Origin of the sequence: Vibrio sp. M250220 (genome assembly GCF_036533795.1) — a bacterium.
In the GTDB taxonomy this organism is placed as follows: Bacteria; Pseudomonadota; Gammaproteobacteria; order Enterobacterales; family Vibrionaceae; genus Vibrio.
Map to the genome: position 1 here is coordinate 56071 of NZ_JATABI010000006.1, position 22443 is coordinate 78513.

At 46.4% G+C, this 22443-nt stretch carries 17 protein-coding genes and 1 other annotated feature; of the genes, 7 read left to right on the forward strand and 10 right to left on the reverse strand.

From position 1 onward, the window contains the following. Positions 1-19 precede the first annotated feature (19 nt). On the reverse strand, positions 20-1921 hold the full coding sequence (locus tag QTN94_RS04120) for an alkaline phosphatase D family protein (protein WP_331426980.1): 1902 nt from the start codon (positions 1919-1921) through the stop codon (positions 20-22). A gap of 3 nt (positions 1922-1924) precedes the next feature. After that, positions 1925-2290 (reverse strand): hypothetical protein, encoded by a 366-nt coding sequence (locus QTN94_RS04125; protein ID WP_138973266.1) that lies wholly within the window; start codon positions 2288-2290, stop codon positions 1925-1927. A 118-nt stretch (positions 2291-2408) separates the two neighbouring features. On the opposite strand from QTN94_RS04125, the gene QTN94_RS04130 reads away from it, so the two are divergent. The 4 genes from QTN94_RS04130 to QTN94_RS04145 all read left to right on the forward strand — a co-directional run bounded on the left by QTN94_RS04130 (position 2409) and on the right by QTN94_RS04145 (position 10467). Next, positions 2409-3734, forward strand: coding sequence for a MipA/OmpV family protein (locus tag QTN94_RS04130; RefSeq protein ID WP_443088778.1), 1326 nt, complete (start codon positions 2409-2411; stop codon positions 3732-3734). 272 nt (positions 3735-4006) lie between these two features. Beyond that, positions 4007-7897 carry an ATP-dependent RNA helicase HrpA gene (hrpA, locus tag QTN94_RS04135; protein WP_331426981.1) on the forward strand — a complete coding sequence of 1297 codons (3891 nt, stop codon included), beginning with the start codon at positions 4007-4009 and terminating at the stop codon, positions 7895-7897. Between the two features lie 103 nt (positions 7898-8000). After that, positions 8001-8498 (forward strand): porin family protein, encoded by a 498-nt coding sequence (locus QTN94_RS04140; protein WP_331426982.1) that lies wholly within the window; start codon positions 8001-8003, stop codon positions 8496-8498. 154 nt (positions 8499-8652) lie between these two features. Beyond that, on the forward strand, positions 8653-10467 hold the full coding sequence (locus QTN94_RS04145; RefSeq protein WP_331426983.1) for an ABC transporter ATP-binding protein/permease: 1815 nt from the start codon (positions 8653-8655) through the stop codon (positions 10465-10467). Positions 10468-10785: 318 nt separating this feature from the next. Here QTN94_RS04145 and QTN94_RS04150 read toward each other — a convergent pair whose 3' ends face one another. The 8 genes from QTN94_RS04150 to QTN94_RS04185 form a co-directional block, all read right to left on the reverse strand. Further along, positions 10786-12042 carry a dicarboxylate/amino acid:cation symporter gene (locus QTN94_RS04150; RefSeq protein ID WP_331417037.1) on the reverse strand — a complete coding sequence of 419 codons (1257 nt, stop codon included), beginning with the start codon at positions 12040-12042 and terminating at the stop codon, positions 10786-10788. A 338-nt stretch (positions 12043-12380) separates the two neighbouring features. Then, complete coding sequence (trpA, locus tag QTN94_RS04155; RefSeq protein WP_331426985.1) at positions 12381-13187, reverse strand: tryptophan synthase subunit alpha; 807 nt, start codon at positions 13185-13187, stop codon at positions 12381-12383. Further along, entirely contained in the window at positions 13187-14377 is a 1191-nt protein-coding gene (gene trpB / locus QTN94_RS04160; RefSeq protein WP_331426986.1) for a tryptophan synthase subunit beta, read from the reverse strand. The genes trpA and trpB overlap by 1 nt, the downstream gene beginning before the upstream one ends. Before the next feature lie 55 nt (positions 14378-14432). Then, positions 14433-15860: a bifunctional indole-3-glycerol-phosphate synthase TrpC/phosphoribosylanthranilate isomerase TrpF gene (gene trpCF / locus QTN94_RS04165; RefSeq protein ID WP_331426987.1), complete on the reverse strand. Its 1428-nt coding sequence runs from the start codon at positions 15858-15860 to the stop codon at positions 14433-14435. Between the two features lie 24 nt (positions 15861-15884). Continuing rightward, positions 15885-16883 (reverse strand): anthranilate phosphoribosyltransferase, encoded by a 999-nt coding sequence (trpD, locus tag QTN94_RS04170; RefSeq protein WP_331426988.1) that lies wholly within the window; start codon positions 16881-16883, stop codon positions 15885-15887. A gap of 11 nt (positions 16884-16894) precedes the next feature. Further along, positions 16895-17485 carry an aminodeoxychorismate/anthranilate synthase component II gene (locus QTN94_RS04175; protein ID WP_138973257.1) on the reverse strand — a complete coding sequence of 197 codons (591 nt, stop codon included), beginning with the start codon at positions 17483-17485 and terminating at the stop codon, positions 16895-16897. A gap of 7 nt (positions 17486-17492) precedes the next feature. Beyond that, positions 17493-19055, reverse strand: a complete 1563-nt coding sequence (locus QTN94_RS04180; RefSeq protein ID WP_331426990.1) for an anthranilate synthase component 1 — start codon at positions 19053-19055, stop codon at positions 17493-17495. Positions 19056-19180: 125 nt separating this feature from the next. Continuing rightward, positions 19181-19283: a sequence feature (Trp leader region), on the reverse strand. Continuing rightward, the gene (locus QTN94_RS04185; protein WP_138973255.1) at positions 19230-19355 is read right to left on the reverse strand and encodes a Trp operon leader peptide; all 126 of its coding nucleotides are present in this window, start codon (positions 19353-19355) and stop codon (positions 19230-19232) included. (Overlaps the previous feature by 54 nt.) A gap of 83 nt (positions 19356-19438) precedes the next feature. Here QTN94_RS04185 and rnm point away from each other — a divergent pair, with 83 nt between their 5' ends. From rnm to rluB, 3 genes are all read left to right on the forward strand, one after another. After that, positions 19439-20305, forward strand: coding sequence for an RNase RNM (gene rnm / locus QTN94_RS04190; protein WP_331426991.1), 867 nt, complete (start codon positions 19439-19441; stop codon positions 20303-20305). Between the two features lie 36 nt (positions 20306-20341). After that, on the forward strand, positions 20342-20962 hold the full coding sequence (locus tag QTN94_RS04195) for an L-threonylcarbamoyladenylate synthase (RefSeq protein ID WP_269375897.1): 621 nt from the start codon (positions 20342-20344) through the stop codon (positions 20960-20962). Positions 20963-21068: 106 nt separating this feature from the next. Further along, positions 21069-22007, forward strand: a complete 939-nt coding sequence (gene rluB, locus QTN94_RS04200; protein ID WP_138973252.1) for a 23S rRNA pseudouridine(2605) synthase RluB — start codon at positions 21069-21071, stop codon at positions 22005-22007. The last annotated feature ends 436 nt before the right edge of the window (positions 22008-22443 follow it).

The following is a 22443-nucleotide window of genomic DNA, read 5'->3' on the forward strand; positions in this document are numbered from 1 at the left end:
AAGTCACTTTACATAAACCTTACTTTTCCTTTATCGGAGGAAAGTCCCATTCAACGCCCTCTGCGGTCAAAATCGAAACTCGCGATGGTCTGCCATGTTGATCCAGTTTCAACTCACCGATTGCGCTGGTGTTAACTAATCTACGTGTTCCTGGTGTCTCTGGATCGCGCTTCTTGATTTTTAGCCGCTTACGTTTGGTGAGAAAGTTTAGCGGAGAGCGGGGGGAATATAGTAAACGGTCGGCATGATCGCAGATTGCCAGCAGAGGTTCTGGAAAATGATTTTTAAAACCGCTGCAGGTGATTTGGTATATGTTTGGGCTGTTACGTCGGAACCTCAGTTTGATGTCGTAAGCAAATGAGTAGTGAACATCGCCCGACAGAATCACAAAATTGGTCGGTGTTTTGGTATGGGTAAAGATACTTAGGAGTGTGTTCGCGCTTCCTGGGTGCGCCATCCAGTTTTCAGCATCAATCACCAAAGGTTGTCCAATCACGGTGGCCGCTTTCTGCAAAGCTTCGATCACCTTAACGCCAAACATTGGCGCCGCCGACACCACTACGACCTTATCTTGATGCATTAGCTCATGTTGAAACTCGATCAAGGCTTCCCAATCCATCAAACCGGAAGGTTTGTTCATGCGAGATTCAGACCGCCAGCGTCGTGTTCTGGTATCCAACACGACAACTTTTGGGGAGCTGTGAATGGTGTAGTGCCAGCGTTCAAAAGTATATAGGTAGCGGATAAAATCGTCTTGTGCGTGGCAACTAGGTTGTTGGATAAAGCGATTCGCTACATCGAGAAACTCTTGGTTGAAGTTGTCAGGCTCGTTTCCCCAGCCTTGACAGAGCCAGTACGCAATTAACCCATTGCCAATGATTCGGTTTGAAAGAGGGTGGCTGTACGCCGCCTTTTCCCATCCGATAGTGAGGTTCCAGTCATCGGTGACATCGTGGTCGTCGAAAATCATGTAGGTAGGGATGTGGGCGAACAATCTTTGTACCATAGGTAAGCCAGTGACAAACTGGCTTATGATTGCTTTTTCCTCGCGCCACTTGTGTTGAAATTTTGGTGATATCGATTGGCCACCATGTGTAAAGCCAGCGTCGAGCAAGCGATCCATATTGACGCAATGCCAAAGAGCGGGTGACCAAACCAGCAGATACATCGCGAAGAACTCTGAGAAGGTAACCAGATGATTCTCTGCTTCGCGAGAACTGAATATTGGCGCGTTTCGATGTGGCAACAGTTTGGTTAACCAATGACCGTCGTCAACATAGTGCGGGAGGAGTTTATCTCTCGAATAATAGCAGTGTGGGTGTGCAAACAGCTGCTTGCTCGAGGAGAAAGGTGCGCCTTCGAAGCGCTCGTCTGGTAATCCAAGAAGTTGAATGGTTTGAATAATGGCATCCAGCGTCGGGCCAGCGACATGGTCTGCATAGATTTGATCACCACTCATCATTAGCAAGTCAGGACGCTGCTGCAACTCTTGCGTCGCGACTTTTCTATCCGCCGCAACCAGTGCATCTTTGCTTGGATGGTGAGGATTACGGCAAGAGCCATGAAGTATATAGTCAGCTTTGGTTGAGATACGAAATGTTAGTGAGATTTCATCCTCGTACAGCAGGTAGGGGCAAAGTTCCGTTATTGCGCCATGCTGCGTCACAAACTGGTAGCTGAGGGCGACATCGGTCGGAAATTGACCTCGGAAGTGTGCCAAGGTGAGATAGCAGTGAGCGCCAAGCGGTAACTGGTTACACTGTTCGAGGTCTTGGCTGAAAATTTGACCTTGGTTCGGTTCTAGATTGAGTTCAAATTTGCCTTGCAGTGGTTCACTGGTAACCAGCCAAAATACCAAGTCGTTGGCGGTTGTTTTTCTTAATATAGGGCCTGCGATAACAAAGGGTAACTTACTATTCATTGACTACTCAGTGGGTGGCTCAGGGACTTCAGGATCTTCCAGTATTTCGATGATGTCTGAGCTGGAAAGTTCATGACCCATGAGAAAAAGAGCCAGCATGGCATCTGCTTTCGTTTTCGTGTCCGAACTTTCTTCAAGAATCTGTTCAAAGCGATGGCGGATCATGGCGACTTCATGTTCGACAAAACCGCGACCTTCCTCTTCTCCCTGAGTCTCTTCTGGTGCTGAGTCGAAATGCAAAAACATCATTTCGCCATCTTGTGACGTATCAATCAGGCGCTCTGGTAGCCAGGCTTCACCTGTTACGATGTCTGGATCACTCCCTTCTGGCAGTGAATTTAATAAACTTTTTAGTTCAGATGCTTTCACAATATTTTGATTTAGTGGATCATATATACATATTTTAACGACGAATGACCAAGAAACATAAGTATTAACTGCGATGTTTAGCTAGATTTTGGCTCTCTTCGTCACTTTTGGACCAATAATGACATTTAATAAACGTCTCATTGCCTTAGCCGCGATGGCTAGCAGCATGACATCAATGCAACTGCGCGCAAGCCAAGACGCTTCAATCGGAGAACAAGATTGGGGTATAGCAGCAGTGTATCGAATGGCGTCGATTCCTTTTAATACTCAGAGTGAGGATCAGACCGTCAGCACGTTTGTTCCCCTGATGTACTTTAATAATGACCACTTTTTCGTCAATGGACTTGAAGGTGGCGCTTATCTTTATACATCGGACGACGAGCGTTACCAGTTGAATGGTTTAATGCGCTTACGTTTTGTCGATATTCCTGCGTCGGCACAAAATGCCCTCCAAGGCGATACCTTCGATTTTGGTGCTCAACTTAGATACCAAATTGACCAGCAGTGGCATCTTGATAGCGAACTGATGTCTGATTCAGATTCTCGTATTCATGCCAACCTCACGGCCTCAGGATATTATGAATTTGGCGATTGGGAGTTGGAACCTCATCTGACTGTGCGCTATAAAGGTGCTGATTTTAATAGCGAGTATTACGCCTTTTCGAGGCAGGCCAATCAACAAATTGGCGCAGGGGTGGATGTTAAGCTAGGGGTAAGTGCACGCTACCATGTTTACTCCAACTTGTACTTGCTTGGCGCGACCAGTGTCACTCGTCTCGATAATAATGCTTATAACGCTTCTGCAATTAACGACCGATATCAAGGTGAAGTTTATCTTGGCTTTGGATTCTTTAATGACAAGAGCAAAGCGCCAAAATCCGAGCTAACCAACAAGCGTTATTTCAGGGTTGCACACGGTTGGGCTACGCCATCCAATATCGGTGAGATTATGAAATTTAACACCGAGAAAGATCCCTATAATAACCAACTGACTTCGTTGTTTTATGGACACCCATTAACCGATGAGATCTTTGGCGTTCCGCTTGATATCTATTTCACGCCGGGTATTGTTCACCATTGGTCATCAGACGTTCAGTCGTCAGCCACTGAATATGTTGCGGCGATTAAGGCGTATTACACCGTTGATTGGCCAACCAAATGGCGTTTTGGTTTCGCAGAGGGTGTCTCTTATATCGACAGTTTTACTTACATCGAACATGAAGAGATGAAATCGAAACGCTACACACCTAGTAACTATTTGAACTATCTTGATTTTTCTTTTGATGTCAATGTCGGGGATCTGTTCAATAGCCGCGATTTCGATAAAGTCTGGGTCGGATACTCTTTGCATCATCGCAGCGCGATTTTTGAAAAAGCCTCTCAATACGGACGCATTAAGGGTGGCAGTAACTACAATTCCATCTACGTCCAGATCGATTTTTGATCCGAGCCGATTAGCTGGGCCAAACTCTTAAAACCGAGCGGCAGTGATGCCGCTCGGTTTTCATCGCATAAAAACTCTAACGAGCCCATGATAGTGCTTCCTGGGAACGGTTTACTCGTATAACACTAGCTTTGTTGAGACGCTAACATGTTTGCAGAACAGAGTGGTGTAAGCCTGACGGTAAGTTGTGTGATACAATTCGCACGCTTTTGAATGAGAAATAAAAAATAGGAAATGCTTTGACTTCGTCACAGCCTAAAAAAGAGACCAACATGACTGCATCAACAAATAGCGCAGCCACGTTACGTAAAGCCCTAAATGAGTGCATGCTGCGCGACCGCTTCCGTTTGAGTAAGCGTATTTCGGGTGCCAGTAAAATTAAGAATGACGCCTCACGCTCTGCCGTGTTTGATGAGATTGCGCTTGATATTGCCAAGTCTATGATGGAAGCAGAACAGCGAGGGCATAGCTCACCAACAATCGAATACCCTGAAATCCTCCCTGTCAGCCAGAAAAAAGACGATATTGCGAAAGCGATAGCAGAGAATCAGGTCGTGATCGTTGCAGGTGAGACCGGTTCAGGAAAAACGACGCAGCTGCCAAAAATTTGTGCCGAACTCGGGCGTGGAAAATATGGTCTGATTGGTCATACCCAGCCTCGACGTCTTGCGGCGCGCTCTGTCGCTAGTCGTATTGCACAAGAGATGGAAACACAGCTCGGTGAGTTTGTGGGTTATAAAGTTCGTTTTAACGACCAAATATCTGACAATACACAGATCAAGTTAATGACGGACGGTATTCTACTGGCTGAAATTCAGCATGACCGTTTTCTGAACCAGTATGACACCATCATTATCGATGAAGCGCATGAACGTAGCCTAAACATTGATTTTATTCTCGGCTACCTCAAAGAGCTGTTACCGCGTCGTCCGGATTTAAAGATTATTATCACGTCTGCAACGATCGATCCTGAGCGATTCTCTAAGCATTTTGGTAACGCACCGATCATCGAAGTGTCGGGGCGTACTTACCCTGTTGAAACACGCTACCGTCCACTTTTTGGTGATGACGATGTTGACCGTGACCAACTGCAGGGCATTTTCGATGCGGTTGACGAGCTTTGTGAAGAGGGTCTGGGTGATATCCTGATCTTTATGAACGGTGAGCGTGAAATCCGTGATACCGCTGATGCGTTAGCAAAACGCAATCTAAAGAGCACAGAAATTGTGCCTCTGTATGCGAGATTGTCAGCTGGCGAACAGAACAAGATCTTTCAGCCACATGCCGGACGTCGAATTGTGCTGGCAACTAACGTAGCCGAAACATCATTGACGGTACCAGGTATTAAATACGTGATTGACCCTGGTACCGCGCGTATCAGTCGTTACAGTTACCGAACTAAAGTACAGCGTCTTCCCATTGAGCCAGTTTCTCAAGCAAGTGCAAATCAGCGTAAAGGTCGATGTGGTCGTGTTGAGGAAGGGATCTGTATCCGTTTGTATTCAGAAGAGGATTTTAATGCTCGTCCAGAGTTTACTGATCCAGAAATCCTGCGTACCAACCTAGCTTCAGTTATCTTGCAGATGACGGCATTGGGACTGGGTGATATTGAAGCTTTCCCATTTGTCGAAGCGCCAGATAAGCGAAATGTCCAAGATGGTGTTCGTTTGCTGGAAGAGTTGGGTGCGATCAATGAAAAAGCGAAAGACCCGAAAAAACGCCTGACGCCGATTGGACGCCAATTAGCAAGATTGCCTATCGATCCGCGCTTGGCACGCATGGTACTTGAAGCGCCTAAATATGGTGCACTGAAGGAGCTAATGATCATAGCGTCTGCGCTTTCGATCCAAGATCCTCGTGAGCGTCCAAGTGACAAGCAGCAATCTTCGGATGACAAGCACCGTCGCTTCTTCCATGAAGATTCAGATTTCATGACTTTGGTAAACCTTTGGGATTACATTCAGAAGCAACAAAAGGCATTGACGGGCAACCAGTTCCGCAAACAGTGCAAGCAAGATTATTTGAACTACTTGCGTGTTCGTGAATGGCAGGATGTCTACTTCCAAGTCCATCAATCAATGCGTGAAATGGACTTTAAACTCAATGACGAACCGGCGAGCTACCAAGGTGTGCACAGTGCGATTTTAGTTGGTTTGCTTTCTCATATTGGTATGAAAGACCAAGAGAAAAATGATTATCAAGGCGCACGTAACGCTCGTTTTCATATTTTTCCAGCCTCAGGTCTGTTCAAAAAACAGCCGAAGTGGATCATGTCGGCTGAGTTGGTGGAGACCTCCAAGCTATGGGGTCGTATTATCGCCAAGATTCAGCCAGAGTGGATTGAGCCTTTAGCGAAGCATCTGATTAAACGCAGTTATAGCGAACCACATTGGTCGAAAAAACGTGCTGCGGTTATGGCTCACGAAAAAGTGATGCTTTACGGCGTGCTTATTGTACCAAAGCGTTTGGTTAACTACGGCAACATTGACCCAGTCGTCAGCCGTGAACTCTTTATTCGCAGTGCTTTAGTGGAAGGAGAGTGGGAAACCAAACATGCTTTCTTTAAGCAAAACCGTAAGCTATTGCAGGAAGTTGAAGAGCTCGAACACAAATCTCGTCGCCGTGACATTCTGGTTGACGATGATGAACTGTTTGATTTCTACGATCAGCGCGTGGGCACCGAAGTTGTGTCTGGCAAACATTTTGATACTTGGTGGAAGAACGCATCAAAACAAAACTCAGAGCTACTGAATTTTGAAAAAGAGATGCTATTTAAAGGCGATGCCAGTCATGTCACCGATCTGGATTACCCTAACTTCTGGCACCAGAATGGGTTAAAACTCAAACTAAGTTATCAGTTTGAGCCTGGTGAAGATAACGACGGTGTAACGGTTCATCTGCCGCTGCCAATATTAAACCAAGTAGACCCCGCTGGTTTTGATTGGCAAATTCCTGGTTTACGTCATGAGTTGGTGGTCAGCCTTATCAAGTCGTTACCAAAGACTATCCGTAAGAATTTTGTGCCAGCCCCTAACTACGCTGATGCATTTTTAGCACGCTCGACGCCTTTTGAGTCGCCATTGCTGGATTCATTGGAGAAAGAGTTACGTCGAATGACGGGGGTAGAAGTACTTCGCGAAGATTGGAATCTAGAGCAAGTTCCCGACCACTTGAAGGTGACTTTCCGTGCCGTTGATCATCGCAACCGCAAGCTCAGAGAGCATCGTAACCTTCATGAGCTCAAAGAGAGCTTAAAAGATAAGGTGCAGGAAACCCTATCAAAAGTTGCTGACGATGATATCGAGCAGCAGGGTTTGCACACTTGGAGCTTTGGCGAGCTACCGAAAGTTTATCAGCAGAAACGCGGTGGTTATGACGTTAAAGCGTATCCAGCGATCGTTGACAGCAAAGACAGCGTCGAAATCAAGCTATACGAAACCGAGTATGAGCAAATTTCAGCAATGAAAGCCGGTCAGCGCCGTTTGATATTGTTAAACGTACCGTCACCGATTAAATATCTGCATACCAACTTGCCAAACAAATCGAAGCTCGGTTTGTACTTCAACCCTTACGGTAAAGTTCTCGATCTCATCGATGACTGTATCGCTTGTGGTGTTGATAAATTAATAGAAGAGAAAGGTGGTTTGGTGTGGGAGCCAGAACAGTTCGAACAGCTTAAAGAGCACGTACGCGCTGAATTAGGTGACACTGTGGTAGAAATTGCTCAACAAGTAGAGACAATTTTAACGACGGCTTTTAATATCAATAAGAAGCTGAAAGGCAAGATTGACTTTACGATGGCTTTTGCCCTGTCTGACATTAAAGCGCAAATTGAAGGGTTAATCTTCAAAGGTTTTGCGACAGAGTGTGGGTGGAAACGTCTACCCGATATTCTTCGCTATATGAAGGCCATTGAGCGTCGGATGGAAAAACTGCCGATCGACCCTAACAAAGATCGTTTGCACATGCTCAAGATTGAGTCGGTCAGCAATGATTACAAAGAGCTGCTTAACAAGATACCTAAGGGTGTTGCCGTGCCTGATAACGTCAAACAAGTGCGTTGGATGTTAGAGGAATTGAGGGTGAGTTTCTTTGCTCAGCAACTTGGTACGCCATATCCGGTATCGGACAAACGAGTTAAAATGGCAATTGATGCCTGTTAGGTATGCAAATTGCATCAGTAAATATACAGTTCGGAATTTTGACAAATACGGCAGAAGCTTGCCAGCCTAAGCTTCTGCAACTTATAACTAGAGAAGGTTTATTATGAAAAAGACACTACTCGCGCTAGCTCTGATTGGCGCATCAGCTACAGCTTCTGCGGACTCTTGGATTTACGGCAGCGCAAGTGTGGGTCAAGCGGATCTGGGCAATGAATCATCAACCTCGTACAACGTTCACGTTGGTACAGGCATTCTTCCATTCATCGGCTTGGAAGCGGGTTACCAAAACTTTGGTGATTTCGATAATGTGAATTACGGTGGTGAAGTACGCGATCTTGAAGGTTCAGCTGTTTACTTCGCAGCAAAACCAAGCATCGATTTTGGTCCGCTTCACATTTACGCAAAAGCGGGTATTCACTCTTACGAACTGACTGGCCGTAATAGCGATTTCAAAGAAGACGAAATTGACATGATGTACGGTGTTGGCGCTGAGTACTTTGTAATGGGTCCAATTTCACTAGGCGCAAGCTACAACGTATTCTCAATGAAAGAAGAAGACGTTAAGAACTTCTCTCTTAACGCGACTTTCCACTTCCTATAATCAATAGGATAGAATGACTTAAAGCCTGACTCCGGTCAGGCTTTTTTTTGCCGACTCGATAGGGAAACGGTTTCTATCTTTACCAACTAGCGATAGTCTAGTGAGGCATTGTTAAGCGAACCCCGCTGCAATTTGATAATCACAAGGCCGTGTTATGCAATCGCAAATCCCAGTTCGTAACGATTCAGCATCGACAGCGACGTTTTCAAAACCTGACAACAAGAATCTCAGCATATTGCTAGAGTTAATGACCTTTATCAGACCTTATAAGCTCAAAGTGGCGGCGGCGCTGATTGCTCTCGTTTTTACCGCCTCGTTGACACTGGCAGTCGGCCAAGGGGTAAGAGTATTAATCGACCAAGGATTTGCTCAGCAGTCGATTGAAGAGCTCAATAGCGCGATCGTTTTTATCTTACTTATCACACTGCTCATTTCCGTGGGGACATTTTTCCGTTTTTATCTCGTGTCATCAGTGGGTGAGCGCGTCAGCGCCGACATCCGCCTCGCGGTGTTTAATCATGTTATCACGCTACACCCGAGCTATTTCGAGACCAATGGCAGTGGTGACATCATGTCTCGTATCACCACCGATACTACCTTGCTGCAAAGTATCATCGGCTCCTCCTTCTCTATGGCAATGCGCAGTGCGTTAATGTGTGTGGGGGCAATCATCATGCTGTTTGCCACCAACATCAAACTGACTTTGATCGTGCTTGCTAGCGTGCCTTTTATACTGGTGCCAATCCTATTTTATGGGCGCAAAGTTCGTGCATTATCTCGTCAGAGTCAGGACTCGATGGCCGACGTAGGCAGCTACGCTGGAGAAGCGATTGAACAAATAAAAACTGTACAAAGCTACAGCCGAGAAGCCCAAGAGACAGCATTTTTTGCCAATCAAGTTGAACGTGCTTATTCCATTGGTCGTAAACGGGTAAAGCAGCGAGCGATACTCATTTCTGGCGTTATCGTCATCGTTTTCAGCGCGATATCGGGCATGTTGTGGGTTGGCGGTAGCGATGTGATTAACGGGGCAATGAGTGCTGGCGATCTCGCTGCATTTGTGTTCTATGCCATCATGGTGGCATCTTCACTTGCCACGATTTCAGAAGTGATGGGGGAGCTACAACGCGCCGCAGGTGCAACGGAACGTTTGATAGAGATTCTTCAGGTAGAAAGCCACATTACCGCGCCTGCTGAAACTAAGCTGATCCCCATCAAACTCAGCGCCGATGTGACCTTCGAGGCAGTTAACTTTCATTACCCTTCAAGACCGGATCAAGCGGCACTGAGCCAGCTCAATTTAGCCGTAGAAGAAGGGAAAGTACTCGCTTTGGTCGGGCCTTCTGGCGCTGGCAAAACGACGCTGTTCGAACTTCTCCAGCGATTCTATGACCCTCAGAGTGGACGAGTAACGTTAGGGGGAGTCGATGTGCGTGATTTCACGCCGAGCGATTTGCGCCAAAGAATGGCGTTGGTACCGCAGCAGCCAGCCCTTTTTAGTCATGATGTTTTTCACAATATCCGCTACGGCAATCCTCAAGCGACGGATGAGCAAGTCATCGCTGCCGCTAAACAGGCGCACGCTCATGAATTTATTGTCGATTTGCCACAGGGCTATAACAGCTTTTTGGGTGAGCGGGGCGTACGCCTTTCGGGCGGGCAACGACAACGAATTGCAATCGCGCGAGCGATTCTAAAAGATCCCAACATTTTGCTGTTAGATGAGGCGACCAGTGCATTAGATAGCGAGAGTGAACATCACGTTCAACGCGCATTGGAAGAACTAATGCAAGGGCGCACAACCATCATCATTGCTCACCGTCTCTCGACAATCAAACACGCAGATAAGATTGCGGTACTTGATCAAGGCAAATTGGTTGATGTTGGCAACCACGACTCACTGATAAAGAGTTGTGAGCTTTATCAGCGTCTGGTTGAGCTGCAATTCAAACACCTTCACCGACAATAGTTATGCTTGGTTTAAGCCTGTTGATTGAGTTTGCACGTATACAAGGGTAAAACCCGCAGAGAAGTATTATGGCGACAAAACAGAGAAACATACCTACACACAGAATATCGCGCTTTGGCAAGCTTGCCTCTTTAGCCACGCGTGTCGCCGGCAACGTGCTGAGCGAATATTCATCGTCTTGTCACGCCATATCTTACACTCTAAGTGAGCATGAAATCATAGTGTTCTGGTTATAGCTTTGCAGGTTCTCAAAGTATTACCGACACAAAAAAGCCACTCTTTTTGAGTGGCTTTCTATTAACTGAATATCGAGAAGCATTAAGCTTGTTGTTGTTTCAACTCTTGTTGTGCTTCTTCTTCAATAAGCGCGTCGACGATAACCGCACACGCTGCATCACCAGTGATGTTAAGTGCTGTACGAATCATATCGAAGATACGGTCTAGAGCGAACAGTAGCGGTAGACCTTCAATTGGAATACCAGCAGCCAGAAGAACAGCGACAACAAGGAAAGAAGGACCTGGAACACCCGCTTGGCCAACCGCACCCAGTGTAGAGGTCACGATGATCGCGATGTAAGCGCCGATACCTAGGTCGATATTGAATAGCTGAGCAAAGAAGATTGCCACTAGACCGTAGTAAATTGCGTTACCAGACATGTTGATGGTTGCACCTAGAGGCAGAACAAACGACGCGGTAGAGTTTCTTACGCCTAGTTCATTTTCAACGGTATCCATTGTTACAGGAAGCGTTGCCATAGATGACGCTGTTGATAGTGCAACCGCTTGTGGTTTCTTCATAGCAACAAGGAATTTTTTCGCTGAAGTCTTAGTGAAGATATGCACCATTAATGGGTAAGCGATGAAGCCGAAGATCATGATAGCGGCAACGTAAACAACGAATAGTTTGAAGACGACCATTAGCGCGCCAAAACCAAACGTACCGACCGCTTCAGCCATCAGACCGAATACACCAATTGGAGCAATGATCATGACTTTGTTGATCATCCATACCATTGCATCAACAATACAGTTCACGCCATTCATGATTGGTTCGCGACGCTCTTTTGACTGCTTAGAAATTGCAATACCAAAGAACATACAGAAAACCAGAATCTGAAGGATGTTTGCTTCGTTAAGTGATTGGAAAACGTTAGTTGGGATCATACCAGTAATGGTTGCCCAGAAAGTAGGTAGCTCACCTTTAGAAGCGTATTCTGCTGAGAACATGCCTTCAACACCTGATACGTCGATGCCAAGTCCAGGTTTGAATACTTCACCCATAAACAGCGCAAGTGCAACGGCTAATGCTGAAGTTAGACCGAAGTAACCTAAAGTTACTAGACCCACTTTACCAGCAGACTGGCTGTTACCTAGGCCTGCCGCACCTGAGATCAGGGCAACCGCAACTAAAGGAATAACCAGCATTTTGATTAGGTTAATAAAAATCGCACCAAGTGGAGCGAACATGGTAGCGCTGTCACCCATGAAGGCACCAACGGCAGTACCCAGGATCATGGCAATGACGACTTGTACGCCAATGTTGCTTAGTAAATTCTTTTGTTTTAACACTTCCATAACCTCTGTGCTAAGAAAATTTAAATTCCTAGAATTACCCACCAAGAGAAAACTTGTAATTGGATAATAATTTCGTCGTGAGTTGTACACTTAATTTTTACATTTAGCAATATCGAACAGGGCATGTTGAACGGATTATTCGATGATTTATTGACGAGTGCTAATTTTTTGCTCAATAGCAACCGTTTGCTATTTGATGTGATGATGGTTTGGGGTGAAATGATTGCTTATTGCGGTTGTTTAGCAGTGGCAACAAAGAGTGGGATTTGTTAAAAAAAAGATCAGCTTTTTATGCTTGATAAGAAGCTGATCTCATAGAAGTTTAGATGGCTAACACGTTACTTATGTGTTGCTGACTTCATTGAAGAAACAAAGTTTGCCAGTTGATTTAACATTTGTTGTGGGTCATCAAGGTTATTTTCGATGATTTTGACCACCGCCGAGCCCGAAATCGCCCCCGCAGCACCAGATTCAATCGCCTGCTTTACCTGAGCGGGTTCTGAAATACCAAATCCTAGCAACGCTGGTGGCGCATCAAAGCGTTTTAGTTTCTCTAGCATGTCACCCACGGGCATGTTGGCTTTGGTTTCTGCACCAGTAACACCAGCTCGAGAAAGTAGATAGGTATAGCCACCACCCAATTGAGAAACTTGCTTAAGCGTCTCGTCACTCGCCGTTGGCGGTGCGATAAAAATTGGATGAATGCCAAACTTTTCAGCCGCAGAGACAAACTCGCTACTTTCGTTGGTCGGAACGTCTGCGATAAGCACAGAGTCAATACCTGCATTCGCGCAGCGTTGGTAGAAGTTATCTATCCCACGTGAGTAAACTAGGTTCGCGTACATAAGCAGACCAATTGGTAGATCTGGATATTTGCTACGAATCTTCGCGATCATATCAAAGCAGATATCAGGTGTTGCACTCGCCTCAAGAGCACGAATGTTCGCCCCTTGAATGGTAGGGCCGTCTGCCAGAGGATCTGAGAATGGAATACCTAACTCAAGGGCATCTGCACCAGACTCAATCAAGGTTTCCATGATTTTGAATGACTGCTCAGGATTAGGATCGCAAACCGTTACGAACGGAACGAAAGCACCTTGATTGGCAGCGTTTAAGCGCGTGAATAGCTTTTCATAACGGTTCATTAGATCGCTCCTTTTTGTTGCAGAATGTCATGGACAGTGAAAATATCTTTATCGCCACGACCAGAAAGGTTTACCACAAGTAATTGTTCTTTTTCAGGGTTTTCACGTGCCATTCGTAACGCGTGAGCTAATGCGTGAGATGATTCTAACGCCGGAATAATCCCTTCGTTACGTGCTAGCTCTTGAAATGCTTCCAGCGCTTCATCATCCGTTACGTTATCGTATTCAGCTCTACCAATAGCGTTCAAGTAAGCATGCTGTGGACCTACAGAAGGGAAGTCTAGGCCGGCAGAGACAGAGTACGACTCTTCAACTTGGCCATGCTCATCCTGCATCAAGGGGGCTTTCATACCAAAGAAGATACCTGTTTTACCATGTTTCAGTGGTGCGCCATGTTGGTCAGTATCGATACCCTTACCAGCAGGTTCAACACCGATCAGGCGAACACTCTCTTCTTCAATGAAATCGGCAAACATCCCAATAGCGTTTGAACCGCCTCCGACACAGGCGATGACCGCATCTGGGAGACGTCCTTCACGAGCCAAAATCTGGTTTTTGGTCTCTTCACCGATCATATGTTGGAACTCGCGAACTATGGTTGGGAATGGGTGAGGGCCTGCCGCAGTGCCAAGGAGGTAGTGTGCTTCTTCATAACTGGCAGACCAGTCACGCAATGCTTCGTTACAAGCGTCTTTGAGCGTCGCTGAGCCAGAGTGAACTGGAATGACTTCTGCACCCATAAGTTTCATGCGGAATACGTTAGGGCTTTGACGTTCGACGTCTTTCGCACCCATGTAAACACGGCACTTGAGACCAAGCAATGCACATGCAAGAGCGGTAGCAACACCGTGTTGACCTGCACCGGTTTCCGCGATGATTTCGTGCTTACCCATGCGTTTTGCCAGCAGGGCTTGTCCTAACACTTGGTTAGTTTTGTGTGCACCACCGTGCAGTAGATCTTCACGTTTTAAGTAAAGTTTGGTTTTGGTGCCTTTGGTTAAGTTACGCGTCAAGGTCAAGGCAGTCGGACGGCCTGCATACTCTTGGAGCAGAGACATGAATTCGCTTTGGAACTCAGGGTCTTGTTGTGCGTCGATAAATGCTTGTTCAAGCTGATCCAGAGCTGGAACGAGAATTTGTGGTACATACTGACCACCATATTCGCCAAAGTAGGCATCAAGTTTTGCCATGGTGTTTAATTCCTTTAATTTTGTCCAACGTGAAGCAACTCACGTCGCTGATAATTTAGTAGTTTCTAATCGCAATAAAAGCTTGTTCGAGTTTGTCTGCGTCTTTTTTACCCGGGGAGTGTTCCACGCCTGAGTTAAGGTCGAGTCCAAGGCATCCTTGCTCGGCCGCTTTTTGAGCGTTGAAAGGAGTGATACCGCCCGCGAGCATGACTTTGGATGGGTCGCCAATTAAAGACCAGTCGAACACTAGGCCAGTCCCGCCAACTTGCGCACCGACTTTGGTATCGAGTAAATGGCGGTCGATGTTTTCACTTAATAGGACAGGAACGGATTGATTCACACCATACGCTTTCCAAATTTCTACTTGTGGTGGCAGTGCGGACTTGAGTTGATTTACAAATGCTTGGTCTTCACTACCATGCAATTGAACAGCGGCTAAACCCAGTTCACACACGGTGTCGACTATGGTTTCTAGACGGTGATTTTGGAACACGCCGACATAATTGAGCGGGGCTCCGCTCATTGTCAGACGTGCGCTTTCCTGATCGACGTAGCGTGGAGACTGTTCAACAAAAATTAGTCCGCCAAAAACGGCACCAGATTGATAGGCTTTCGCGGCATCGTTAGGGTGGGTGAGCCCACAGACTTTGTTCTCGCCCATGGTCACTTTACGAACTGCAAGTTCTAAGTCATCTTCAGCCATTAATGAACTGCCAATCAAGAAACCATCGGCATATTGGCTAAGGTCACGAACTTGTTGATGAGTATAAATTCCTGATTCAGAGATAATAACGGCATCAGGTGCGAGCTCACGGATGGTTGGAGCAAGTTGTTTGGTACGGTTCAAATCCGTTGTAAGGTCGCGTAGGTTACGGTTGTTAATGCCAATCACTTTTGCGCCTAATGCGACAGCACGTTGCAACTCTTCCTCATTGCTAACTTCGGTCAGGACACCCATATCAAGAGAGTGAGCGACTTCAGCTAACTCAACATATTCGTTGTCATCCAATACCGATAACATCAGCAGGATGGCATCAGCGAAGTAGTGGCGTGCAAGGTAAACCTGATAGCGATCAATCATGAAGTCTTTGCACAGAATAGGCTGCTTGGCTTGCTTCCTCACCTGAGGCAAAAACTCAAAGTTACCTTGGAAGTACTTCTCATCAGTCAGTACTGAGATTGCATTCGCATGGTTGTTATAAACATTAGCAATGTAATCTAGGTCGAACTCTGCACGGATTAAGCCTTTAGACGGAGATGCCTTCTTACATTCCGTAATAAAGACGGTTTTTTGTTGATTGAGCGCCTGATAGAAACTGCGATCAGATGCAACCAGTGTATCTTTGAAGGAGGCTAAGGGTTGGGCTTGCTTACGTTCAGCGACCCATTGATGCTTGTCTCTAACAATTTTTGCCAATACTTCTGCCATCTCAGCTTCTTTCACTGAAACGTGCTCGGATAATTTATCTTTCACCTGAGTCATTGTGCTTACCTTGTACTGCCGTTGTTATGCATGTGCTGCGAGTTGCTGAACTAACTGATACGCCTTACCGGAGTTCATCGCTTCGATGGCTTGTTGTGTGTTTGTTTTGAGATCTTCATGACCAAATAAACGCATCAAAAGCGCCACGTTGACGGCAACAGCACCTAACTGAGCGTCGGTTCCCTTACCAGTCAGCATATTGGTAATGATCGCACGGTTTTCTTCAGGAGATCCCCCCTTGATCGCTTCAAGAGGGTGCGCCTCAAGACCAAAGTCAGCTGGTGTCAGGCTGTACTCATGGATCTGACCATCTTTAATCTCAGCGACGGTGGTTTTGCCATGAATCGCCACTTCATCTAAGCCGCTACCGTGGACAACCGCGGCGCGTTTCATCCCCATCTGCAACATGGTTTCTGCGATAGGGCGAACCAGCTCCTCACTATAGACGCCCATCAGCTCAATGTTAGGGCGAGCAGGGTTAATCAACGGGCCCAAAATGTTAAAGATGGTTCGAGTTTTCATGGTTTGGCGAACAGGCATTGCGTGGCGAACACCAAGGTGGTATTGCGGCGCAAATAAAAATGCTACGCCTAGAGTATCGACCGCAGCTCGCGTGTCTTCGGCGCTCATTGCTAAGTTGATACCGAATGAATCAAGCAGATCTGAACTGCCTGATTTACTAGAGACACTGCGGTTGCCGTGCTTTGCCACTTTTAATCCACATGCCGCTGCCACAAATGCCGCTGTGGTAGAAATGTTGATTGTGTCGTGACCGTCTCCCCCTGTGCCGACGATGTCAGCAAAGTCGTAGTCTGGGCGTGGAAATGGATTGGCGTTAGCGAGCAAAGCCTTAGCAGCGCCAGCGATCTCGTCGGGTGTTTCACCTTTGATTTTCAGAGCGGTCAATGCTGCCGCCATTAAAATAGGGTCTAATTCGCCGCGAATAATCACGTCAAATAACTGCTGGCTCTCTTGCTGAGTTAACGACTGCTGTTCGTAGAGCTTACTAATAATCTGTTCCATGATTCTCTTCCTTATTTATTGTTCTTTTCTAGAGCCCATTCAATGGCATTCGCAAGCAATGTTGCGCCATATGTTGTCATGATTGACTCAGGGTGGAACTGGAATCCACATACCTTGTCTTGTTCTTGTACTACAGACATAACCAAACCATCAACCTCTGCGGTAATAGTCAGCGTTTCAGGCACCTTGGTTGCGACAAGTGAATGGTAGCGTGCAATCGCCAACGGTGATGGCAGTCCTTGGTAAGTCGCATGGTTTTCGTGCTCCATCATCGAAACTTTACCGTGGATGATTTCGCCAGCGCCCGCGACAATGCCGCCGTAGGCTTCCACAATGGCTTGGTGCCCGAGACAGATGCCAATCATTGGCACCTTACCTTTTAAGCGCTGAAGAATCTCAGGCATCGAGCCAGCTTCAGAGGGTGCGCCCGGCCCGGGAGATAAGAGTACGACGGGATTCTCGAGTTCGGCAACGGCGCTTTCAATCGCTTGGGCAGAAATGCTATTGCGGTATACCGTGACCTGATGACCAAGAGAGCGAAATTGGTCAACCAAGTTGTAAGTGAACGAATCAAAGTTGTCGATGAATATGATATTTGCCATCTCGATGCTACTCCTTGTGTGCTGCTTGAATAGCAGAGATTACTGCTTGTGCCTTGCCGCGCGTTTCATCGGCTTCGCTTTGTGGGTCAGAATCAAATACCACCCCTGCGCCAGCCTGAACCTGTGCAATGCCATTTTCAACATACGCAGAACGAATAACGATACAAGTATCCAGCGTACCTTCGCCCGTTAGATAGCCCACCGCACCACCGTAACTGCCACGTCGGGCTTGTTCGACATCGCGGATTAACTGCATTGCGCGAATTTTAGGAGCGCCGGTTAGTGTTCCCATATTCATGCAAGCCTGGTAAGCGTGTAGGGCATCCAAGTCATCGCGAAGTTGCCCAACCACGCGAGACACTAAGTGCATGACATGGCTATAGCGATCAACTTTCAACAGATCGGCAACGTGACGTGTACCTGGTTGAGAGATACGTGCTACGTCGTTTCGTGCTAAGTCGACTAGCATCATATGCTCAGCGTTCTCTTTTTTATCGGTGCGCAGCTCAAGTTCAATTCGACTATCGAGATCGAAATCAATCTCTCCGTTTGCGCGTTTGCCACGGCGACGAGTACCGGCAATAGGGTATATCTCGATTTGATTGGTATGAGTTTCGTATTTAAGTGCGCTTTCTGGTGATGCGCCGAACAGAGTAAACAACTCATCTTGCATGTAGAACATGTAAGGACTTGGGTTGCTTTGCTTCAGTGCTTTGTAAGCGGCAAGAGGCGACGGGCAAGGTAATGTGAAGCGGCGAGAAGGTACAACCTGAAACACATCTCCCTTGACGACATATTCTTTGAGGTCGCGAACAATCTGGCAGAAGTCTTGATCAGATATATTTGGTGTCGCTGTGGTATCGCTGACCAACGTCGCTTTTGGTAATGGCTTGAGCTCTGCACACTGTTGGCGGATAGAGTCAAGGCGTTGCTCTAGTTGAGTTGGATTCGAAGTGTCCGCAAATAGTGTCGCTTGCAGTTCACAAGATTGCTTCTGATGATCGACCACGAGCAGAGTTTCGGCCACATAGAACACATAATCTGGGCATTGATTCGTCGCTTCTGCATCGCCTAAGGGTTCGAAATTCGCCACAAGATCATAGGCAAACAGACCGCCGATAAAAATGGCGTGTTTGTGTAGCGAGTCGATATCAAAGCTATGTTGAATCAAACGTAAGGCATCAAATGATGAGGCCTCACGCAGACGAGAATCCTCGTCAATCGTGTCACAAGGCGTTGTAAAATGGAGGACCAACTGATTGCCATCAAACGAGTGTTCGATATTCGCTTGGATATTGTTGGTGAGGTGAGTAAGTAGGTTTTTACCGTTCTCCGTTAAGGCTGTCATGGTCACGGTATGGCCAAAACAGACAATGCGAACAGCTGAATCTACGATAAGCAGACTTTGCAGATCCTGTTTCGAATCAATTTCCGCCGACTCTAACAGTAAGCTATCACTTTTGTGTTCACATAAGGTGTGAAACAACTGTGTTGGATCTTCGGCATAAGGTGCGGTGGTTCGAAGCAGTTCGATAGCGCCTAGCTTTTTGATTTCAATGGCCTTGTTCACCAGACCTCCTTATCTCTAAAAATAGTTTCCTGCCTACATAGTCGCATAAAGCGCACAGTCGCCCAATCAAGTTTCGGTTAAATTTGTCCATTGTTTGAGCAGTTAGATGTGAGACAGATTACAAAACAAAAAAGCCCGCTTCGGCAGCGGGCTTTTGAACATGGTTTTCACTTATTAAAAGTACACGTTAGCCCACCAAGAACTTGTCCAAGTGCGCCACCAAGCAAGATCTACTGCTCTATTATTAATAGAGTGAGCAGTAACTTTTGCTTTTTGCTTTTGTTGGATGTCTTGTAACATAGTGAGCCTTAAATCAGGTACTTCGTATTTGTGTACTAGTTAACTAGTGCAGAGGTAAAAAGTCAACCAAAAAAACTAAAATTATGCGAATTGATTTACATAGTCACACTACAGCCTCAGACGGACGATTACCTCCCAATGAATTAATCGATAGAGCATTGAGCTTTCAGCTTGAAGTTTTAGCGATCACTGACCATGACACGGTCGATGCACTGGAGCCTGCGCATCAGTACATAAAGCAAAATAATTTACCGCTGACACTGATCAACGGGATTGAAATTTCCACTGTGTGGCAAAACAAAGATATCCATATTGTTGGATTAAACATCGATCCCCACTCTCAAGCGCTCACTGACTTGATTGAGCAGCAAAAGAAGCATCGAGAAGGTCGTGCGGAACTGATCGCCAGCAGGTTGGCTAAAGCCACTCGAGAAGGCGTGTTGGAAGAGGTGAAGGTTATTGCAGGCGACGCACCAATTACCCGAGCGCACTTTGCCAAATGGCTGGTGGATAACCAATATGCGAAGACCATGCAGCAGGTCTTTAAAAAGTACCTAACTCGTAACAATCCAGGGTACGTGCCCCCAACATGGTGCTCGATGAAAGACGCGATTGACGCGATTCATCAAGCTGGAGGGCATGCGGTACTCGCGCATCCGGGGCGCTATGATCTAACGGCAAAATGGATCAAGCGTCTGTTAACAGCCTTTACTGAAGCCGGTGGTGACGCGATGGAAGTCGCACAGCCGCAACAAGCTCAACAAGAAAGGCACAACTTGGCAGATTATGCTATACAATACAAACTATTAGCTTCGCAAGGTAGCGACTTCCATTATCCATCTCCTTGGATGGAGCTAGGTCGAAATTTATGGTTGCCATCGGGTGTTGAACCCGTATGGAAGGATTGGGGTATTGAACCTTCGGCAACAGATTCAGCCCATATTGAATAACTATAGAGTCGAGAGACTCGATAATGAGGAATTACAATGAGCCAGTTTTTTTACGTTCATCCAGAAAACCCACAGGCTCGCTTGATCAATCAGGCTGTAGCAATCATTCGTAACGGTGGGGTAGTGGTTTACCCGACCGATTCAGGCTACGCACTTGGTTGTCAGCTTGAAAATAAACAAGCATTGGAGCGTATCTGTCAGATACGTCGCTTGAACGACAAGCACAACTTTACTCTATTATGTCGTGACCTGTCAGAGATCTCTTTATACGCTCGAGTAGACAACACGGCATTTCGTCTACTCAAGAATAATACACCGGGGCCTTACACTTTTATCTTTAAAGGGACTAAGGAAGTACCACGTCGCCTAATGAATGCAAAGCGTAAGACGATCGGTATTCGTATTCCAGACAACCGCATTGCGCTTGATCTACTTGAAGCGTTAGGTGAACCATTGATGTCGACTTCTCTTATCCTACCGGGTAACGAAGTGACGGAATCTGATCCAGAAGATATCCGCGATAAGTTGGAACATGCGGTTGACTGCATCCTTAACGGTGGTTATTTGGGTGAACAACCAACCACTGTGGTTGATTTTAGTGAAGACGAACCTGTGATTGCCCGTGTGGGTGCTGGAGATCCTGCACCGTTCGAGTAATCAAAAGTACGTGATTTTTAGCACACTTTTTGCGATAATGTGCGACCGCGATTTTTGGTCGCACTTGTTTATTCGACGTCTGAGAAGACGACACATAGGTAGATAAATGAACGAAAAACTACAGAAAGTATTAGCCCGAGCTGGTCATGGCTCTCGTCGCGAACTAGAAGCTTTGATTAAAGCAGGTCGCGTGAGTGTGAACGGTGTCGTTGCTAAGCTTGGTGAACGACTAGAAGATGAAAACGCAGTTGTGCGTATCGATGGTCATACTGTTTCTGCTAAAGCGCAGGAAGAAGTGATCTGTCGAGTACTCGCATATTACAAGCCAGAAGGTGAACTGTGTACTCGTCATGACCCAGAAGGTCGTCGTACTGTATTTGACCGTTTGCCTAAAATCCGTGGCTCTCGCTGGATTTCAGTTGGCCGTTTAGATGCCAACACATCAGGACTTCTGCTTTTCACAACAGATGGTGAATTGGCAAACCGCTTGATGCACCCAAGTCGTCAAGTAGAGCGTGAATACTTAGTACGTGTTTTCGGCGAAGTAACGGAACAAAAAGTGAAGAATCTAGTTCGCGGTGTTGAACTAGAAGATGGTATGGCGCGTTTCGAAGACGTTGTTTACGCGGGTGGTGATGGTATGAACCACACTTTCTACGTAGCCATCAACGAAGGTCGTAACCGTGAGGTTCGTCGTTTGTGGGAATCTCAAGATACCACGGTTAGCCGCCTTAAACGTGTACGCTACGGTGATATCTACCTAGATAAGAAATTGCCTCGTGGCGGCTGGATGGAACTGGATCTTAAAGAAGTAAACTACCTACGTGAATTGGTAGAACTTCGTCCTGAACGTCAAACGCTTCTTGATGAGAGCAAATCAAACTCATCACGTAAACGTGAGCGTTCACGCAGCCAAAAAATCCGTCGTGCGGTTAAACGTCACGAAGAGCGCGTGAACAGTACTGGTGGGCGTAGCAACAACCCATCACGTCGTAAACCGAAGAAAAGCTCAGGTCAGCAAGGTGTTCGTAATAAACAGCGTTAATTGAACGTTGAGATTTTAAAACACAACTCCTATCACTTACAGTGGTTTGAACGCACTGGATAGCGAACCATACGCTTACAAACGGCCCTCAATTGGGGCCGTTTTTCGTTCTATCGTGTTACAGCCAATACCCGCTCATTGATGTATCGGACGGCGGTTGAGGTTAAAGTACAGAGGTATCGAGCCTTCCATCGACCCCTCTGTAGCAGTGGGGTATTTTCTGATTTTTCATAATTTGTGATTATTCACAGTCTCCTTGGTGCATTTTTTGCTTCCGGGCAACTTTTTGCTCGATTCAAGCAAAAAGTTGCTCAGCTTGTATATTAACAAATGCTTAAATTGTTGATATATATACATTTTCATTGTCATTCCTAAACCACCGCCTTTGGCGGTGGTGATTGTTCCTAAGGGCTGTAGCCCGAAAACACGCCCATGT